Genomic DNA, 16,312 nt, shown 5'->3' with positions numbered 1-16,312 from the left:
CCGCGCGGCCCCTCTGATCCTGCTCTGGCAACAGGAGTGACATGAGTTTCCACAACGAGTTCACGGAGATGTTCGGGGTCGAACATCCCATCGTGTGCGGCGGAATGCTCGCGGTGGGCACCGCGGAGCTGATCTCGGCCGTCGCGAACGCCGGCGCGCTGGGGTTCCTCAGCGCGCTGACCCAGCCCACCCCGGAGGCGCTCGCCCGGGAGATCGCGCGCTGCCGTGAACTGACCGACAGGCCGTTCGGCGTCAACCTCACCATCCTGCCCACCATCGAACCGGTGCCGTACGACGACTACCGGGCCGTCATCATCGACTCGGGCGTGAAGGTCGTGGAGACGGCCGGCAGCAACCCCGCACCGCACCTGCCGGCGTTCAGGCAGGCCGGGGTGAGGGTCGTGCACAAGGCCGTCGCCGTCCGGCACGCCCTGAAGGCCGAGGCGCTCGGCGTCGACGCCGTCAGCATCGACGGATTCGAGTGTGCCGGGCATCCCGGCCAGGACGACGTCCCCGGCCTCGTCCTGATCCCGGCCGCCGCCCGCAGGCTGCGCATCCCGGTCATCGCGTCGGGCGGCTTCGCCACCGGCGCCGGCCTCGTCGCGGCCCTCGCGCTCGGGGCGTGCGCGATCAACATGGGAACCCGGTTCGAGGCGACCGACGAGGCGCCGATCCACCCGAACGTGAAGGCGCGGATCGTCGCGAACGACGAGCGCGGGACCCAGATCGTGTTCCGGGAGTTCGGCAACACCGCCCGGGTGGCGCGGAACTCGGTCTCGCAGGACATCGCCCGCCTGGGCGCGCGCCCCGGGGCCGTCTTCTCCGACGTCGCCGAGCTCGCCTCCGGGAAACGCGGCAGGCAGCGGGTGCTGCGCGAGGGTGATGTCGAGGGCGGAATGTGGTGGGCCGGTCAGGCACAAGGCCTCATCGACAGCGTGGAGAGCTGCGAGACGGTGGTCCGCACCATCGTGGCGGACGCCGAGGACATCATCCGCGGCCCGCCTCCACCGCCAGCTCGCGCCGGCACCCGACATGACCCCGGCCGCGGCCGGCTGACCGGTGCACACCGCGCGAGCAGGCCGAAGATCTACCCGACAACGGCCGTGTCGCGGTGCGGAAGACCGCGGCGTCGTGGGCGCGGTGCGGCTGGGCGCTGCCGAACGGGACCGGCCCGGGATAGATCCGGCATCGGCTCTTCGGGACCGCAGTCCGGGCAGTCGGACTCGTCGGCCGGGTGCCGGGTGGCAACCGGAACCGCGGCGGCCATCGCGAGCGTGGCGTCGGACGAGCTGAGACCGTGCGCGGCGTCGGCCGCCCGCAGGAGGGGATCGTGAGCACGGGACTCGCGCGACGCGAGACGGGCAGCGAGAGCGACCGGCCCGCGTGGCGCTCCTCGCGGGTTCCCGTCCGGTGCCGCGTACCGCGTCTTGATCCAAGTTTTACGTCCCGTGCGGAACTGCATGCCCTGCTGCGGGTGTCTGACGGACAGTGGGGCCTGTCGAGGCCGCGGAGCGAGATGAGTGGGGCAGGGCGTGGGACGGCGCAAGGGCGGCATAGGCATCGCAGTCGGTACGGTCGCAATGCTGGTGGGCGTGACCGCCTGCGGCGGGGGCGGCAGCGACAAGGCGAGCGGGAACGACGCGAAGACGTCGGGGAAGCCGAGCGCGAGCGCCTCGCCGTCACCGACGAAGCCCGCGGGTCCTCCGATGCTGCTGGACACGATCACTCCGCAGACGGGCACCACGGTCGGCGTGGCCATGCCGATCTCGGTGATCTTCACGAACCCGGTGGCGGCCAAGGCCCGGGCCACGGTCGAGAAGCACATGAAGGTCAGCACCTCGCAGCCGGTGGTCGGCGCCTGGCACTGGATGGGCGACCGGCGCGCCGACTGGCGGCCGAAGACGTACTGGCCCTCCGGTACCAAGGTGAAGATCGACGCCGACATGACGGGCGTCAGCAACGGCAACGGACGCTACGGCGTGCACGGTTACACGCACACCTTCACGATCGGCGACGACGTGCGGGCGGACGTCTCGGTGACCGGCCACACCATGAAGGTGACCCGCAACGGCCAGGCGGTGCGCACCCTGTCGATCAACGCGGGCAGCGCCCAGTACCCGACGTGGGACGGCACGATGGCCGTCATCGACAAGCAGGAGAAGGTCCACATGACCTCCTGCAGCGTCGGCATCAGCTGCGACAAGGGCAGCCCCAACTTCTACGACCTGACGCTGCCCTGGGACGTCCACCTGACCCAGTCCGGTACCTACGTGCACTACTCGACCGGCGACCCGTATCCGGGCAGCGGCAGCGCGCGCGGCTCGCACGGCTGCGTCCACCTGTCCCTGTCGGACGCCAAGTGGTTCTACGGCCAGGTCAAGCAGGGCGACCCCGTCACCATCACCGGCTCGCCCCGAGGCAAGGCCCCGGCCGACAACGGCTACGCCGACTTCAACCTGGGCTGGGACCAGTGGCTCACGGGCAGCGCGTCAGGACAGCAGACGACCGCTGCGCTGTGACCCGCGGCGGGACGGGCGCCGGCTCTCCACCGCGGAGGGGGCGCCCGCCCGCCTGGGCCGGCCCAGCACGACTCCGGCCAGGACCAGGACCAGTCCGCACAGTTGTTGAACGGTCAGCACCTCTCCGGCGACCGCCGTGCCGAGCAGGACGCCCGTGACGGGGTTGAGCAGTCCTATCAACCCGACCGTTCCCGCGGACAGGTGCCGCAGACCGGTGAACCAGGCGACGAAGGCCAGCGCGGTGGCGACCAGGGAGACGTAGCCGAACGCGAGGAGGGCCGGTGCGGAGAGCGCGGGCGGAGCGCCCTCGACCACCGCGGCGACCGGGAGCAGGAAGAGACCTCCGGCCGTGAGCTGCCAGGCGGTCGAGGCGAGCACGTCGGTGCCGGCGCTCCACCGCTTCGTCAGGACGTGCCCGAACGCCGACACCAGCATGGCGGCGGCCGAGGCCAGGACTCCCGGCACGCTCGTGCCCTTCACCCCCGTGAGCAGCATGAGGCAGACGCCGCCGAGCCCGACCACGGCACAGGCCAGTTGGGCGGCCCGGGGCCGCTCGGAGACCAGGGGCCAGGCCATGAGCATCATCGTGAGCGGGGACACGGCCATGACGGTCGAGGCGACGCTCGTCGGAAGCAGCTGGGAGGCCGCGTAGACGAGGACGAAGAACACGCTCATGTTGAGCAGCCCCAGCACCGCGGACCGCCACCACCACGAGCCGCGCGGCCGCTGCCTGCGCAGGGCCAGCAGGACGAGGCCGGCCGGCAGCGCCCGCAGGGCGGCCCCGTAGAGCGGCCGGTCGGCCGGCAGGAACTCGTGGGTCACGTAGTAGTTGGCCCCCCAGGCCACCGGCGCCACCGCGGTGAGCGCCGCCCAGCGTGCATTAGCTTCCATGGAAGCCAATATAGCTTCCTGGGAAGCTATATTGGCTATCATGGGTGCATGAAGCACGGTGAACCGACCGACCGCGTGGCCCGCATCCAGGCCGACTGGCGCCGCGAGCGGCCCGACGTCGACATCACGCCGCAGGGGGTGATCGGCCGACTGCACCGCCTGGCCGGCCGGCTCACCGAGGAACTCTGCCTCGTCTACGGCCGCTACGGCCTCAGCGAGGGGGAGTTCGACGTCCTGTGCGCCCTGCGCCGTGCGGGGGAGCCCTACGAGCGGGCGCCCGGCGAGCTCGCCGCGCACACCATGGTCACCACCGGCGCGATGACGAAGCGGATCGACCGCCTGGAACGGGCCGGGCTCGTCACCCGCCGCCGTTCCGACGACGACCAGCGCGGCCGCATCGTCGCCCTCACCGCACCGGGGCGCGAGCTCATCGACCGGGCCTTCACCGACCACATGCGCAACGAACGCCGCCTGGTGGACCTGCTGACGCCCGCCGAGGCCGAGTCCCTCGAAGCAGTGCTCACCGCCTGGCTCTCCCGCATGGAGGATCCGCGGACTCCCGGCGGCGAGTGACCGACTCCTTCCCGGCACCGCGGCCACGGCCGGGTCCCGGCCGACCGCGGTCACCGATTCACACTCGGGTGGGTGATCCTCGCGCACGCACGGCAGCGCTCGATGCCGAGCAACGCGCACCTCCTGGCGGCCACCGTCGCGGACGCGCTGGGGGTGTCCGACCACACCCCACGGCCGCCGGCCGACGCGATCCGCGCGTGGATCGGCGGCCGCGTCAGTATTTGTTCCCTTCTCTGATTCGGACCGGGCTCCGGACGTGGACTGCTGTCGAGGCCGGTGGGATTTCAGACGAACCGCTCGCGGCAGGTAGCGTGCTCGCCGTGATGGTGGGCACCGAGGAGACCCGGCTGGTCGTGTTGCGCGGCAACAGCGCGTCGGGCAAGTCGTCGGTCGCGGCCGGTCTGCGGGAGCGGTTCGGCCGGGGGCTGGCCCTGGTCGGCCAGGACAACCTGCGCCGGGTCGTCCTGCGCGAGCGGGACCGGCCGGGGGCCGCCAACATCGGGCTGATCGACCTGACCGCCCGCTACGCCCTCGACGCCGGGTACCACGTCGTCGTGGAGGGCATCCTGTACGCCGACCACTACGGCGCCATGCTCACCCGGCTGCGCGCCGACCACCGCGGCCCGACGCACGCCTACTACCTGGACGTGCCGTTCGAGGAGACCCTCGCCCGGCACGCGTCCAAGCCGCAGGCGGACGAGTACGGCGAGGCGGAGATGCGCAGCTGGTACCGGGAACGCGATCTGCTGCCCGGCGGCTTCGAGACCGTCATCGGCGCCGACAGCACGCTGCCCGGGACGGTCGGCTGCATCATGCGCGACACCGGCCTCGCGGACCTCCCGGCCCTGGACCGCTGAAGTCCCGCGCGTCGGTCGCGGGTGTCAGGGGCTCAGGAGGCGGTCCGGGCCGAGTGGGACTTCGTGGAGCAGCAGGCGGCTGCGTGCCTCCCGGACCCCCAGGTCGGCCTTGAGGCGGTCGACGACCGTCTCGAACTCGCGGGCGTCGGCGCAGGCGACGCGCAGCTGGTAGTCGTAGTCCCCCGTCAGCCGCATCGCGGCCACGACCTGCGGGACGTCGTGCAGCTGGGTCTCGAAGGCCGTGCGGTCGGTGCCCTCGCGCAGGCGGATGTCACTGAGCAGTTCCATGCCGCGTCCCAGCGCCGCGAGGTCCACCTCGGCCCGGTAGCCGCGGACGATCCCGTCCGCCCGCAGCCGGCGCACGCGATCGGCGACCGTGTTGGGCGACAGTCGCACCCGGCGGCCCAGGTCCTGATAGGTCGCCCGGCCGTCCGTGAGCAGGATGGTCAGGATCTGCCGGTCGATACGGTCCACGGCCCCGCCCCAGTGAAAATCGGTGTTCTCTCGATGTCGCCGATTTTTCCACAGCGACAGGCCGTCGAGTGCCGAGAAGTCCGAACCAATGTCGGCGCATTCGGTGCCAGGCTCCAAGACATGGAGATCCTTCTTCGGACCGCTCTCGCCCCTTGTCTCGTCCTGCTCGTCTCCGCCGTCGCACGCCGTTCGGGCCCACGCCCGGGCGGGCTGCTGCTGGGTCTGCCGATGACCTCGGTGCCGTTCGTCATGCTGCTGTGGCTGAACACCGGGATCGAGACCGCCGCCCGAGCCGCGCGCGGCCTCGTCGCGGCCCAACTCGCCGTCGCCTGCTTCTGTCTGGCCTACGGGCGCCTCGCCCCCGCCCTGCGGCCCGCCCGGGCCCTCCTCGTCGCCCTCGCCGGTACGGCCGCGGCGGCCGTGGCGGCGGCCACGTGCCCCAACGTCTGGCTGACCGCAGCCGCTGCCCTTGCCGTGACCTGCGCAGGACTTGGGACCTGGCCGGCCCCACCACCCGCCGGCCGGCCCTCCACCCGCGTACGCCGGGGCCGTGAGGTCGGGACGAGGATGGCGGTGTCGGCCGCCACGGTCCCGCTCGCCCTGACCGCCGCCCGCGCCCTGGGCCCCTTCGCCGCCGGCGTCCTGGCCGCGTTCCCCGTCCTGCTGGCCGTCATGGCCCCGGCCGTCCACCGCACGACCGGAGCACAGGCCGCCGCCGTGATGATGCGCGCCGCGCTGACCGTCGTACCCGGCACCCTCGCCTTCCTGCTGCTGCTCTGCACGGCCCTGTGAACGCCCCGCGACGGTGGGCCCGCCCGCGGCGAGCGCTCCACCGACGCAGCCCGGCCGTTCCGCTGCCGGAACCCCCGCTCACAGGACCGCACTTGAATCACGTCGCGGTGTTCGCCCGGCGGCCCTGCAGGCCTGCGGCGGCCGGGTGCACGTCACCGACCGGACCGTCGGCGGGCGGGTGTTCGCGGCCGTCGCGGAGAGCTCCGTGGAGATCGACCTGCCCCTGGTCCGCGCCTGCCACCTGGTCCGCTCCACGGCACCGCACGGCCCGACCTCGGCGCTCGAACTCGACGACGAAGCCGTGCGCTGCGTCGCGGTCATCACCCAGTTCGGGATCGTCGGGCAGGACGAGAAGCACCCTGGGCCTCGCGTCCACCGTGTCCGGAGCCCTCCGGCTGCGACACAGCGGGTGACCCCGCGGGTGCGAGGCAGACACCGTGCGCGCGCCGCCCGGGTCTCGTGCCGACGGCAGCCCGGCCCGGCTCTGCGGCATCCAGCCTGGTCCCACCGGGCCGCAGCCGCCACTCGGGGGCCAGGGGCGTATCTCCGAGGTGATGAGCCGCCGGCGGTCGTGTCCCTGGCCGGAGACGGTCGTTCCTCAGGGCATGAAGAGGATCATCACTGCCACCGCGCTCGCTCTGACGGGCCTGGCCCTCGCCGCCCCCGCCCACGCATCCGGATCTGCCCCCGGCCCGTCCCGTGACCTCGCCACCAAGGTCGCCGGGGCGCTGCCCAAGGCCGCGGTGGCGGGTCTCAACGCGGCTGCCACGTCCATGACCACCGGCCTGCAGGACCCGCCTCCGGCCAGGTAGGCCCCCGGCCGTCCACGCCGTCCCCGACCTCGTCCCGACCGCGCCCCCGACCCGGAGCCAGGGCTTTTCCGGCCGCCCGCCCCAGGTCGGGGGCGACCTCTCTCGTACGTACGTGCGCGCCTGGCGGAGCCCTACTGGGGCGAGTGCCGCGGCGGCGGCCCGGTGAGCAGATGGCGCTCGTGGGACGCGTAGCGACTGCGTTCGCGGTCGGTGGCCCGCCGGCCGGCCAGGACGGTGGTGAGCCAGCCGGCGAGAAAGCCCGCGGGCACGGAGACGAGCGCGGGCGTGTTGTAGGGGAACCAGGCGAAGTCGGCGTCCGGGAAGGCGGACAGTGGCGTCCCGGAGACCAGGGTGGTGCCGGGGGCCAGGGCGAGCACGCTCAGGGAGCCCACGACGAGGGTGGCCAGGAGCGCGGTGCGTGTGTAACGGCGCCAGAAGAGGGTGTAGAGGAGCGCGGGGGCGATGGCGGAGGCGCCGAGGGTGAAGGAGACCGTCGCCAGGGGCTGAAGGCTGTGCCGTTGGGCGAGGACGGCCAGGAGCACGGTGGGGACGCCGACGGCCAGGGCACTGCACCGGGCGAGGGCGAGTTCCCGGGCCGGGGCCCAGGGAGCGGCACGGGACGCGGTCAGGTCGTGGGCGAGGGTGTTGGCGCAGGCCAGCGTCATGCTCGCGACGGAGGCGAGGAGGGTGAGGAAGACGGCGGTGGTGACGGTGGCGAAGAGCAGGCTCTCCGGCCTGGACAGACCGGTTCCGAACGCGGCGCGGGCGCCGAGCAGGTAGGCCGTCGTGCCGTGCGCGTCGGCGGCTGCGATGCGGTCGTACCCGACCAGCGCGGTCGCGCCGGTGCAGACCAGCGTGAGCATCAGGATGAACAGGGTCACCGAGGAGACCGCCCAGGACATCGCACGGCGGACCTGGCGCGGCGTGCCCGCCGTGTACATCCGCATGGTGACGTGCGGCAGGCAGGCGCCGCCCAGCACGATGGCGCACTGGGTGCTGGCCATGTCCAGGGCCGGATGCGGGCTGCTGGAGTACTGCAGTCCCCAGGTCAGATAGGCGTTCCCCGCCCCGCTCCGCCGGGCAGCCGCGTGGAACAGTGCCTGGGGCTGCCAGTCGAACGCGCGCAGGATCAGCACGCTCACGACCAGCCCGGAGCCGAGCAGCGCCACGGTCTTGATGATCTGGACCAGCGCGGTGCCGGGCATCCCGCCCAGCGCCGCATAACTGATCATGAGGACGCCGGCCCCGGCGATGCACCCGTTCTTCATGCCGGGGTCGGTGAACCCGAGGACGTAGGCCAGGAGTTCACCGACCCCGGCGAGCTGGACGACCATCATCGGGACGAGGGCGGCGAGGGTGACCAGGCAGGCCGTGACGCGTACCGACCGGGCCGGATGGCGGCGGGCCAGCGCGTCGCCCATGGTGTAGCGGCCGGTGTTGTGGAGGGGCTCGGCCAGCAGGAACATCAGCAACAGCAGGGACAGCAGGGCGCTGAGAGCCAGGACGATGCCGTCGAAGCCGCACAGGGCGATGATCCCCCCGATGGTGAGGACGGTGGCGGCGGAGATGTAGTCACCGGCGACGGCCAGCCCGTTGCGCAACGGGGAGAGGGACCGGTAACCGGTGTAGAACTCGGCGAGGTCGTCCGCCTCCGGGCCGGTGAGCACGCACAGCAGCAGGGTGAGGGCGACGACCGAGCAGAACGCGACGAGGGACCAGGACTGGGCGGAGCCGCCGAACCCGGTCACGGCGTCTGCTCCCGGTCCGCGACGGACACGTGCGTCTGACGGCGGGCGCGGCGCGCCAGGGGATCCACGAAACGGTGCGCGGCGGCTTCGTGGACGAGGACCGCCAGCCAGGTGACGGGAATCTGGGCGAGGGCCAGAAGCAGCCCGGTGGGCAGGCCGCCCGGGCCGGGGCGGGCCATCAGGGAAGGCGCCTTGACGGTCAGGGTGAGGAAGGCGGCGAAGTAGCCGAGCGCGGTGACGGTCGCCACACGCCGGTGCCAGCGGTACGCCCGTCGCAGCAGGCGGAGGGTGCGGTGGGCGCCGGAGCGAGGGCCCGCCGGGCGGGCGCCGTACGGCTCCTGGCCGGTCGACCAGGTCGGGGACGGGCGGACGTACGGGGGCCGCTCCGAGGGTAAATCGGGAACATCATGGGACATTTCGGCAACTCCTCGGTGGGGACCGGGCCTGGCCGTGGCGGGCTACGAGCGGGGAGAGGGGTTCGGGCGACCGCACATCGTGCGGCCGGGAGGTTGTGGGAAGCCGTGTGCGCCGGTCGTTGAGGACGCCGTCTCGCGGGGGAGCGGTCGGGTGATCAGGTCGCCATGGTCTCCGGCGCGAGCGCGGTCCGCCAGAGGTGCGGCCGGAGTCGCCGGGGGCGGTCCGCGGTGTGTGGGGCTGACGTTGGGATCTCCGGCGGGAGGGGATGAAGCATGGGCGGAGCGCGAGGTGGCGCGATCGCTTCGAGAAGTGCGCCGTCGCACACCCCATGAGCCCCGGTCCGCCCGCCGGTTGGCCCACCCGTGAGGGGCGCGGCTGTGACGCACTTCATGGGTGGCGTGAGTCTCGGCCGGCGGCTCGCTCCGCGCGTCGCCCAACTTCCCGAAGGGGCAAGGAGTTTGCTCCGCAACGATCTGGGCCGGGCGGTCGCGTGCCCCTGCCGCGCCAACGCGGAATGGAATCTTCAGGGCTTCCTCGGCGCATGAGGCAGTCCGGGAGTTGACGAATGCGAAGTACATTGCAATGACAGCGTCTTGACCCCGCTCGGCAAAATCAGGCAGGTTTCGGACACTTCACATCATTTATGAGCTTTCTGCGAAAGATGCGTGTTATGGGCGCCTATCTGTGTCCTCCAGTCGTCATGCAAGGCCAACATGTCGTGAAGACCGGCGAGATCCTCGCGGAGGTGCGCGGCCGGCATCCGCAGGCGCCGTGGCTGTCCCGGATCGACGGCATCGCCGCGAGCACGGGGATCGAATCCCGCGGGTGGATGCTGCCGCTGGACGCGGCCGCGGCCCCCGGCAGCGGGACGGGTCTGCGAACTCCGGGCGCCGGTCCGGCCCGTACGGCGCTGGCCCGCACCGGATTCACCGACGACGAGGTGAACCGCGCGATCGCCGCACTCGAGGCGATACCGGCGCCGCAGACCATCCAGGAGCGCACCGCGCCGGCCTGGGCGGCCGTCCAGACGTACGGGGAGCGCGCGGCCCGCGAAGCCCTTCGAACCGCCGGACTGGACACCGCCGACGTCGACGCTCTGATCACCAGTCACTCCACCACCCCGGCCCTGCCGGGGCTGGACCTGTCGCTGCTCAACCGCCTTGAGCTGCGCGGCGACGTACTGCTGCTGCCGGCCACCCAGTGGGCCTGCATCGCCGGCACCCGGTCGCTGGCACTGGCGGCCGACCTGGTCGCCGCGGACCCCGACCGGGTCGTGCTGGTCGTGATATCGGAGGCGCTGAGCACCACCTACCAGCCCGCCGACGACACCCTGGAATCGCTGATCGTCCGGCTGCTGTTCGCGGACACCGCCGTCGCCGTGGTGGTCACGGGCCGCCCCAGGACAGAATCGATCCTGCGCCTGGACGCGGTCTGGCACCACACCCTGCCCGGCACCACGGACCTGCACCGGCTGGAGACCCGGGACGACGGCACGCACTTCGTGATGGACCGCCGGGGGCCGCGCGCCGTACAGGAGACGGTGGCCGAGATGTGGAAGTGGTTGCAGAGGCGCCACCAGGCCGACGGCCACTCCTGGCATCCCGATCTGCTGCTCGCGCATCCCGGTGGCACGCGGGTGCTGGAGTACATGGAACAGACCATGCCCGACGAGTGGCCCGAGGGGCTGCTGGCCTACAGCCGGGACAGCTACACCACGGGCAACCGCGGCGGTGCCGCCGTACTCGACATCCTGCGCCGCGCGCACGACGCCGGCCAGAAGTCGGGCAGCCGAACGGTGCTGTACGCGGCCGCGCCCGGACTGACGGCCACGGCCGCTGAGGGGGAGTGGCTGTAGCCGAAGCCCGCCCCTCTCGTCGCGTCCGGGGTGCTAGGCCTCCAGTTCCGCCCAGACGGCTTTGCCGGTGTCGGTCCAGCGCACGCCCCAGCGCGTGGTCAGCTTGTGCACGACGTGCAGACCCCGCCCGGTGTCGTCGAGCAGGCCACCGCGGTGCAGGCGCGGCCGGCCGTTGCCGGTGTCGCCGACCTCGCAGGTGAGGCGGCCCCCGGCCCGCACCAGCCGCACCGTGACGGGTCCGGTGCCGAACCGCACGGCGTTGGTGACCAGTTCGCTGAGCACCAGCAGCGTGCTGTCCCGGGCCTTCTCGCCGATGTGCCAGCGGCGCAGGAGGGGAGCGGTCAGGGACCGGGCGCGAGCCGGGGTGTCGGCGCGGGCGGGCAGGTGCCAGGTGGCGGTGTCGCGGCTGCGGCGGCCGGCCATCCTGGCGAGCAGCAGCGTGACATCGTCGCGCAGGGGCTCCTTCGGCGCCAGCCTGGCGACCACGCGCCGCGCCGCCTGCTGCAGATCGTCCCAGGGGTGCACCTCGCGTACCACGTCCGTCAGCCGGCCGATGCCCTCGTCGATCGACGCCGCCGGATCCTCCACCAGGCCGTCGGTGTAGAGGACGAGCAGCGAGCCGGGCGGCACGGTGAACTCGTGCACCTCGAACGGCTCCCGCACGACGAACTCGGCGCCCAGCGCCGGGTGCGGCTGCCCCGCGACGGTCTCGGCGGAGCCGTCGGGATGGACGAGGACAGGGGGCAGGTGGCCGGCGTTGGAGATCAGCACCCGGTGGTCGACCGGATCGTAGACCGCGATGCAGCAGGTCGAGCCCAGCGCGCTGTACCCGGCCGCCAGCCCCGCGTCGGTGTCGTCCAGGAGCGTGACCGTCTCGTCCAGCCGCTCCAGCACCTCCCCGGGGCCCAGCCCCGCCGACAGCAGCGCCCGAGCCTCCATGCTCAGCTGGCCCATGGCCGCCGCGGCCCCCAGACCGTGCCCCACGACGTCACCGACCACCAACGCGGTACGGTCGCCGGGCAGCGGAAAGCTGTTCACCCAGTCACCGCCGACACCGGCACTGTCCGGGGTGGTGGGCTCGTAGACGCTGGCGACCTCGATGGTGTCGCTGCCGGCCCGCGGCAGCAGCCGGCGCTGCAATGCCAGCACCTGGGCGTGCTCACGCTGATGCTGGCGGGCCAGGTCCACGTGCCGGGCGGTCTTGGCCACGAGTTCCTGCAGGTCGAGCAGCTCACCGTCGCGGAAGAGGCACTCCGGCCGCCGCCACACCTCCGTCACGCCCAGCACGATGGGCCCTGACGTGCCTTCAGGTCCTTCGACGACCAGCGGTATGCAGGCGACACTCACCGGCCGGTTGCCGGGCACCAGGGCGCGCACCAGTTGCGGATCGTCGAGTGCCCGCTCGATCGCCTCACGGTCGGGAATGACGACGGCCTGCGGAACGTCGTCACGCATGACCGCACCGGCCAGCAGACGGCTCGCTTCACGGGGCAGGTTGTCCCCGGGAGTCAGGTACCCCTCGGGCCAGGCCCGGTCCGGCACCAGGGCCGCCCGCCGCAACCGGATGCGCTCCTGTGCCTGCTCGGTGACCGCCTCGCCCGTCCACACGGCGTAGTCCAGGTTGACGGCGGCCACGTCCCCCCAGGCCAGCAAGGACTGGGCCAGGGACTGCGCGGTCTCCCCGATGTCCAGGGACGTCCCGATCGCGGCGGCGGAGGCGTACAGGTGCAGCCGCTTGGCCATGGCGATCAGGGAGACCGTCAGGCCCTCCTGCGGTGGTGCGGCCGGCAGGATGCTCATCGAGACCACCAGCTCCGTCCCGTCGTCCCGCCGAAGCCGCTGGACCCGGGCGACGTGCGCCTCACGCGTCTCGAGGACCCGCTGCAGCCGCTGCGTGACCGTCGGTACGTCCCCGGGCGGCAGCAGCTCGGCGAAGGCGGTACCCGGTGCGGCACTCACCCCCGCGAACGGGGCGGCATCCAGATTGGAACCGTTGATCCGCAGATCCCGGCCGAGACTGACCACCCCGAGAATCTGTTCCCCGCCTTCGGCCTCCCCGCCGGCTCCTGAAGGCCTATGGAGAGGCCGTTCGCCCGCCGCCGTTGCTCCGCCCTTCGGGATGTAGTCCCCCAGGGCGCCGCTGACCATGTCGAACGGCGAAGCAGAGGAGGGTGTGGGGTCCATGCAGCTCACACAGCTCGCTGACTCCGGCGCGTACCGGCAGATCTTCCCGGGTCCCTGCGGCCGAGCCCCGAGAACCCTCGACCGCACATCTCATGAGTAACACAAATACCCTGCCCATCGAAGGGGCAAAAGTGATTAAAAGAACACAGGCAGTTAGTAATGCTGGCAATCCGTATAAAGATCTCTTTAGGAAGATATCTTTACATTATGGACCGGGCTCAGCTCGCCGACCCGTGCGCGCTGCGGGCGTACGCCCACCCCTTTCGCCGGACACGCATCGGGCTGCTGCGCAGGGAAGGCGCGGTCACGGCCACCAGGGCCGCCGGGCTGACGGGGCAGGGGCAGGGCCGGGAGAAGCCCTGGCAGGCGGCGGAAGCCTTCACCTCCTGGCCCGGCCGCACTGCGAACCCCGAGGTGCGGGAAGCCGCCACCGCGGTCGCCGATCGGTAATTCACCGAGGCGACCCGCTGCCTGGAGAACCGGCACACCGAGCTCAAGGAACTCGACGAGAAGGTACGGGAGCTGCTCCAGCCGTACATCCGCCGGGCCGGCCAACCGGAACAGCGCCCCGCCGCGGCACGCCGGGTGTCGTACGTCCACTTCGGGCACCCGACGCGACATGCCCCAGTTCGACGAGACCGACGCCCACGACGAGGTGCGAGGGCGAGTCGACGTTCCAACTGACCGGCATCGGCAGGGCTCCAGCTCCCCGGAGTCTCGGCTGCCGTACGCGCCGCTGGAGCCGACGGCCCGGCATGCGCCCGAGAAGCAGAGCATGTACACCGAGGACTGCCCAGCCCCACACCGCAACCCGCCCCCTGCCGCAGTCGCGTCGTGCGACGCTGCAACTCAATCTCGAAGAGAGGGAGTTCCAGCTTCATGACAGCCGAAGAGACCGACATCACCGAGGACCTGATCCGGCATCTGCTGCGCGAGCAGCACCCCGACCTGGCGGATCGCCCCCTGAAGCTCGGCGCGCTCGGCTGGGACAACCAAGTGTGGCGGCTCGGCGACGACCTCGCCGTCCGACTGCCCTGGGCGACACAGTCCGCGGACGCCCTGCTGCGCAAGGAACACGTCTGGCTGCCGCTCCTCGCCCCGGACCTTCCCCTGCAGGTCCCCGTCCCGCAGCGCCTTGGCGAGCCCTCCGAGCGGTTCGCGCGGCCCTGGCTCGTCACCACCTGGGTCCCGGGCGAGCCCGCCGACCGTGCCCCCGCGACGCGCCCCGCGGAGGCGGCCGGCACCCTGGCCGCCCTTCACCGCCCCGCCCCCGACGAGGCGCCCGCAGGCCGACAGCGCGGTGGCCCGCTGGCGGCCACCGCCGAATCCTTCGCCCAAGGGCTCGCCTCGGCCACCGAACTGGGGCTGATCCGCGAACCGGACGCCGTCCGCGCGGTCTGGGAGGACGCGGTCGCCGCGCCGGACTGGGCGGGCCCACGTCTCTGGCTCCACGGTGACCTGCACCCGGCCAACATCCTCACCAGGAACGGCACCTTCTGCGGCGTGATCGACTTCGGCGACCTCTTCGCCGGTGACCCGGCCTTCGACCTCGCCGCCGCCTGGATCCTGCTCCCGGACGGCGCCGCCGACCTCTTCCACGAGACCTACCGGCCGAGCCCGGACGCCGCGACCCTGCGCCGTGCCCGCGGCTGGGCGGTGCTGCGCGCCCTCTCCTGCCTCCACATCGCGGACGCCGGTGTCCACGGCCGCCCCGGCGGCAAGCCCACCTGGGGCCCGCCCGCCCACGCCGCACTGCGACGCCTGACCGCGACGGCCCACCAGTGATCACGCACCACGGAGGGAGGGCCAAGCAGCCGTCAACTGGCCGAGCGGTCGCTGGATGTGCGCAAGCGGGACGGCCGGCAAGGCGGACAACCCGGACCGGGCGATCCGGACCGGACAGCGGAGTCCGATTCCCGCCAGCGACCCGGGCCGCCCCGCGGCACGCTGAACGCCATGACCACCACCTTCCCTCCCCTCGCCATCCCCTCCGCGGTCCTGAAGGAACTCCGTGTCCGTGACGACGCCGGCAATCCGCCACGCCCGTACCCGGACGACGAGGGCGACGCGCCACTGCGCTGCTGCCTGCAGTCCAGTACCGCAGGAGAGCGGATCGCCCTGATCTCCTACGCCCCGCTGCGCCGTTGGGCGGCACAGACCGACGCCGACCCCGGGGCCTACGACGAGCAGGGGCCGGTCTTCGTCCACGCCGAGGACTGCGGTGGTCCGGCCGGCGGGAACCTCTCCTACCCATGGGCCCGCCCAGGCGCCCTGCGCGTCCTGCGCCGTTACGACAGCCGAGGGCACATCACAGGCGGCCGCATGCTGGAGCTTCCCGACGACGCCCAGGCGGCCCTCGCACATGCGCTGGCCGAGGCCTTCGCCGACCCCGAGACCGCCCAAGTACACGTGCGCGCCGTCGAATACGGCTGCTACCACTTCCGCGTCGACCGCCCCTGAACCAGAAAAACGGAGGCCCGCGGTGCGCCATGGCAGCCGGGAATGATTGTCTGGCCCTGGCCAATCCCATCCCGACCCGGCTCTGCCGGCAGGAGGACCCCGCAGTCATGAGCAGTGCCTACGCCTACGAATACAAGGTCGCCACCTTCCGGGAGTCGCTCATCGGCGACGCACTGGACAGCGACAAGCTGGAGAAGGTCCTCAACAAGCACGCCGAGGACGGCTGGGCCCTCAAGGCCATCACGTCCGCCGACGTCAAGGGCCGTATAGGCCCCGGAGCCGTCGAGGGCCTGCTCCTGACCTTCGAGCGGCCTCGCGGCTGACCGGAGCGCAACCGACAGTAGACCGAACGCCCCCCGACCCACTGAGGTCGGGGGGCGTTCGTCGTTCTCCCCGACCTGGACTCGTGCATGTCCACAGGATCGCGAGCGTAGCGCAGGATCACGCAAGAACTTGCGTAGCTTGCGTTCGCTTGCGGCTCGGGACGCAAGCGTGGCGTGCGACCTGCGTGAGGGTCCGAGCCGTGCACGCTCACATGAAGTGCCCCTTGTTGCCCGCCCCTTGAGTGCCTCTTTGCCTCGGGGTGATGTGCACGCCGTCCCAGCCGCCGAGGCGTGGGTGTTTCTGTTGAAATTTGTCAAGTCCTGGCAGTAGACGGGCTCACATCACTCTGCAATATTTCGATGAAACAATGCAAGAAGCTGCGCATGGTCCGCCTTGAGTCCCTCCG

General features: G+C 72.0%; 17 protein-coding genes and 1 pseudogene. 12 read left to right on the top strand and 6 right to left on the bottom strand.

Going from position 1 to position 16,312, the window contains the following annotated elements; all coding sequences use genetic code 11:
* Positions 1-41 precede the first annotated feature (41 nt).
* Both KVT45_RS38040 and KVT45_RS38035 read left to right on the top strand, forming a co-directional pair.
* Positions 42-1,056: pseudogene (locus tag KVT45_RS38040) on the top strand (NAD(P)H-dependent flavin oxidoreductase).
* A 524-nt stretch (positions 1,057-1,580) separates the two neighbouring features.
* Positions 1,581-2,519 (top strand): Ig-like domain-containing protein, encoded by a 939-nt coding sequence (locus KVT45_RS38035; RefSeq protein ID WP_217553771.1) that lies wholly within the window; start codon positions 1,581-1,583, stop codon positions 2,517-2,519.
* Here the strand turns inward: KVT45_RS38035 and KVT45_RS38030 are convergent.
* Positions 2,490-3,410 carry an EamA family transporter gene (locus KVT45_RS38030; RefSeq protein WP_217553750.1) on the bottom strand — a complete coding sequence of 307 codons (921 nt, stop codon included), beginning with the start codon at positions 3,408-3,410 and terminating at the stop codon, positions 2,490-2,492. The genes KVT45_RS38035 and KVT45_RS38030 overlap by 30 nt on opposite strands.
* Positions 3,411-3,458: 48 nt before the next feature.
* Here KVT45_RS38030 and KVT45_RS38025 point away from each other — a divergent pair, with 48 nt between their 5' ends.
* The 3 genes from KVT45_RS38025 (at position 3,459) to KVT45_RS38015 (ending at position 4,840) form a co-directional block, all read left to right on the top strand.
* Complete coding sequence (locus KVT45_RS38025; protein WP_089106984.1) at positions 3,459-3,983, top strand: MarR family winged helix-turn-helix transcriptional regulator; 525 nt, start codon at positions 3,459-3,461, stop codon at positions 3,981-3,983.
* A 72-nt stretch (positions 3,984-4,055) separates the two neighbouring features.
* The gene (locus tag KVT45_RS38020; protein WP_217553749.1) at positions 4,056-4,220 is read left to right on the top strand and encodes a hypothetical protein; all 165 of its coding nucleotides are present in this window, start codon (positions 4,056-4,058) and stop codon (positions 4,218-4,220) included.
* Between the two features lie 86 nt (positions 4,221-4,306).
* A complete protein-coding gene (locus tag KVT45_RS38015; RefSeq protein ID WP_217553770.1) occupies positions 4,307-4,840 on the top strand; it encodes a kinase in 534 nt (177 codons plus the stop codon).
* Between the two features lie 24 nt (positions 4,841-4,864).
* Here KVT45_RS38015 and KVT45_RS38010 read toward each other — a convergent pair whose 3' ends face one another.
* Positions 4,865-5,314, bottom strand: coding sequence for an Lrp/AsnC family transcriptional regulator (locus KVT45_RS38010; RefSeq protein WP_217553748.1), 450 nt, complete (start codon positions 5,312-5,314; stop codon positions 4,865-4,867).
* Between the two features lie 120 nt (positions 5,315-5,434).
* Here KVT45_RS38010 and KVT45_RS38005 point away from each other — a divergent pair, with 120 nt between their 5' ends.
* Positions 5,435-6,106 carry a hypothetical protein gene (locus KVT45_RS38005; protein WP_217553747.1) on the top strand — a complete coding sequence of 224 codons (672 nt, stop codon included), beginning with the start codon at positions 5,435-5,437 and terminating at the stop codon, positions 6,104-6,106.
* Positions 6,107-6,203: 97 nt separating this feature from the next.
* Here KVT45_RS38005 and KVT45_RS38000 read toward each other — a convergent pair whose 3' ends face one another.
* Positions 6,204-6,482, bottom strand: a complete 279-nt coding sequence (locus tag KVT45_RS38000; RefSeq protein WP_217553746.1) for a hypothetical protein — start codon at positions 6,480-6,482, stop codon at positions 6,204-6,206.
* Between the two features lie 229 nt (positions 6,483-6,711).
* On the opposite strand from KVT45_RS38000, the gene KVT45_RS37995 reads away from it, so the two are divergent.
* Positions 6,712-6,918, top strand: coding sequence for a hypothetical protein (locus tag KVT45_RS37995; RefSeq protein ID WP_217553745.1), 207 nt, complete (start codon positions 6,712-6,714; stop codon positions 6,916-6,918).
* Between the two features lie 131 nt (positions 6,919-7,049).
* Here the strand turns inward: KVT45_RS37995 and KVT45_RS37990 are convergent, their stop codons facing one another.
* Together KVT45_RS37990 and KVT45_RS37985 are read right to left on the bottom strand one after the other, a co-directional pair.
* The gene (locus KVT45_RS37990; RefSeq protein WP_217553744.1) at positions 7,050-8,666 is read right to left on the bottom strand and encodes a cation acetate symporter; all 1,617 of its coding nucleotides are present in this window, start codon (positions 8,664-8,666) and stop codon (positions 7,050-7,052) included.
* Positions 8,663-9,082: a DUF485 domain-containing protein gene (locus KVT45_RS37985; RefSeq protein ID WP_217553743.1), complete on the bottom strand. Its 420-nt coding sequence runs from the start codon at positions 9,080-9,082 to the stop codon at positions 8,663-8,665. Before KVT45_RS37985 ends, KVT45_RS37990 begins: the two co-directional genes overlap by 4 nt.
* 671 nt (positions 9,083-9,753) lie before the next feature.
* On the opposite strand from KVT45_RS37985, the gene KVT45_RS37980 reads away from it, so the two are divergent.
* A complete protein-coding gene (locus KVT45_RS37980) occupies positions 9,754-10,938 on the top strand; it encodes a type III polyketide synthase (RefSeq protein WP_217553742.1) in 1,185 nt (394 codons plus the stop codon).
* A gap of 33 nt (positions 10,939-10,971) precedes the next feature.
* On the opposite strand, the gene KVT45_RS37975 is transcribed toward KVT45_RS37980, so the two are convergent.
* Positions 10,972-13,122: a SpoIIE family protein phosphatase gene (locus KVT45_RS37975; RefSeq protein WP_217553741.1), complete on the bottom strand. Its 2,151-nt coding sequence runs from the start codon at positions 13,120-13,122 to the stop codon at positions 10,972-10,974.
* Between the two features lie 207 nt (positions 13,123-13,329).
* On the opposite strand from KVT45_RS37975, the gene KVT45_RS37970 reads away from it, so the two are divergent.
* From KVT45_RS37970 to KVT45_RS37955, 4 genes are all read left to right on the top strand, one after another.
* Positions 13,330-13,572 carry a hypothetical protein gene (locus tag KVT45_RS37970; RefSeq protein WP_217553740.1) on the top strand — a complete coding sequence of 81 codons (243 nt, stop codon included), beginning with the start codon at positions 13,330-13,332 and terminating at the stop codon, positions 13,570-13,572.
* Between the two features lie 429 nt (positions 13,573-14,001).
* Positions 14,002-14,907: an aminoglycoside phosphotransferase family protein gene (locus KVT45_RS37965; RefSeq protein WP_217553739.1), complete on the top strand. Its 906-nt coding sequence runs from the start codon at positions 14,002-14,004 to the stop codon at positions 14,905-14,907.
* A gap of 171 nt (positions 14,908-15,078) precedes the next feature.
* Positions 15,079-15,582 carry a DUF1203 domain-containing protein gene (locus tag KVT45_RS37960; protein WP_217553738.1) on the top strand — a complete coding sequence of 168 codons (504 nt, stop codon included), beginning with the start codon at positions 15,079-15,081 and terminating at the stop codon, positions 15,580-15,582.
* 107 nt (positions 15,583-15,689) lie between these two features.
* Positions 15,690-15,905 (top strand): DUF4177 domain-containing protein, encoded by a 216-nt coding sequence (locus KVT45_RS37955; protein WP_217553737.1) that lies wholly within the window; start codon positions 15,690-15,692, stop codon positions 15,903-15,905.
* The last annotated feature ends 407 nt before the right edge of the window (positions 15,906-16,312 follow it).

Source organism: Streptomyces sp. GbtcB6 (assembly GCF_019091475.1).
GTDB lineage: Bacteria > Actinomycetota > Actinomycetes > Streptomycetales > Streptomycetaceae > Streptomyces > Streptomyces hyaluromycini.
The sequence above is the reverse complement of the archived record's forward strand: the minus strand, read 5'-3'. Positions and strand labels throughout refer to the sequence as shown.

Coding starts and splice junctions, on each gene's coding strand:
- KVT45_RS38035 (WP_217553771.1), top strand. CDS start 1,581: ATGCTGGTGGGCGTGACCGCCTGCGGCGGGGGCGGCAGCGACAAGGCG.
- KVT45_RS38030 (WP_217553750.1), bottom strand. CDS start 3,410: ATGGAAGCTAATGCACGCTGGGCGGCGCTCACCGCGGTGGCGCCGGTG.
- KVT45_RS38025 (WP_089106984.1), top strand. CDS start 3,459: ATGAAGCACGGTGAACCGACCGACCGCGTGGCCCGCATCCAGGCCGAC.
- KVT45_RS38015 (WP_217553770.1), top strand. CDS start 4,307: ATGGTGGGCACCGAGGAGACCCGGCTGGTCGTGTTGCGCGGCAACAGC.
- KVT45_RS38005 (WP_217553747.1), top strand. CDS start 5,435: ATGGAGATCCTTCTTCGGACCGCTCTCGCCCCTTGTCTCGTCCTGCTC.
- KVT45_RS37995 (WP_217553745.1), top strand. CDS start 6,712: ATGAAGAGGATCATCACTGCCACCGCGCTCGCTCTGACGGGCCTGGCC.
- KVT45_RS37985 (WP_217553743.1), bottom strand. CDS start 9,082: ATGTCCCATGATGTTCCCGATTTACCCTCGGAGCGGCCCCCGTACGTC.
- KVT45_RS37980 (WP_217553742.1), top strand. CDS start 9,754: ATGGGCGCCTATCTGTGTCCTCCAGTCGTCATGCAAGGCCAACATGTC.
- KVT45_RS37975 (WP_217553741.1), bottom strand. CDS start 13,122: ATGGACCCCACACCCTCCTCTGCTTCGCCGTTCGACATGGTCAGCGGC.
- KVT45_RS37970 (WP_217553740.1), top strand. CDS start 13,330: ATGGACCGGGCTCAGCTCGCCGACCCGTGCGCGCTGCGGGCGTACGCC.
- KVT45_RS37965 (WP_217553739.1), top strand. CDS start 14,002: ATGACAGCCGAAGAGACCGACATCACCGAGGACCTGATCCGGCATCTG.
- KVT45_RS37960 (WP_217553738.1), top strand. CDS start 15,079: ATGACCACCACCTTCCCTCCCCTCGCCATCCCCTCCGCGGTCCTGAAG.
- KVT45_RS37955 (WP_217553737.1), top strand. CDS start 15,690: ATGAGCAGTGCCTACGCCTACGAATACAAGGTCGCCACCTTCCGGGAG.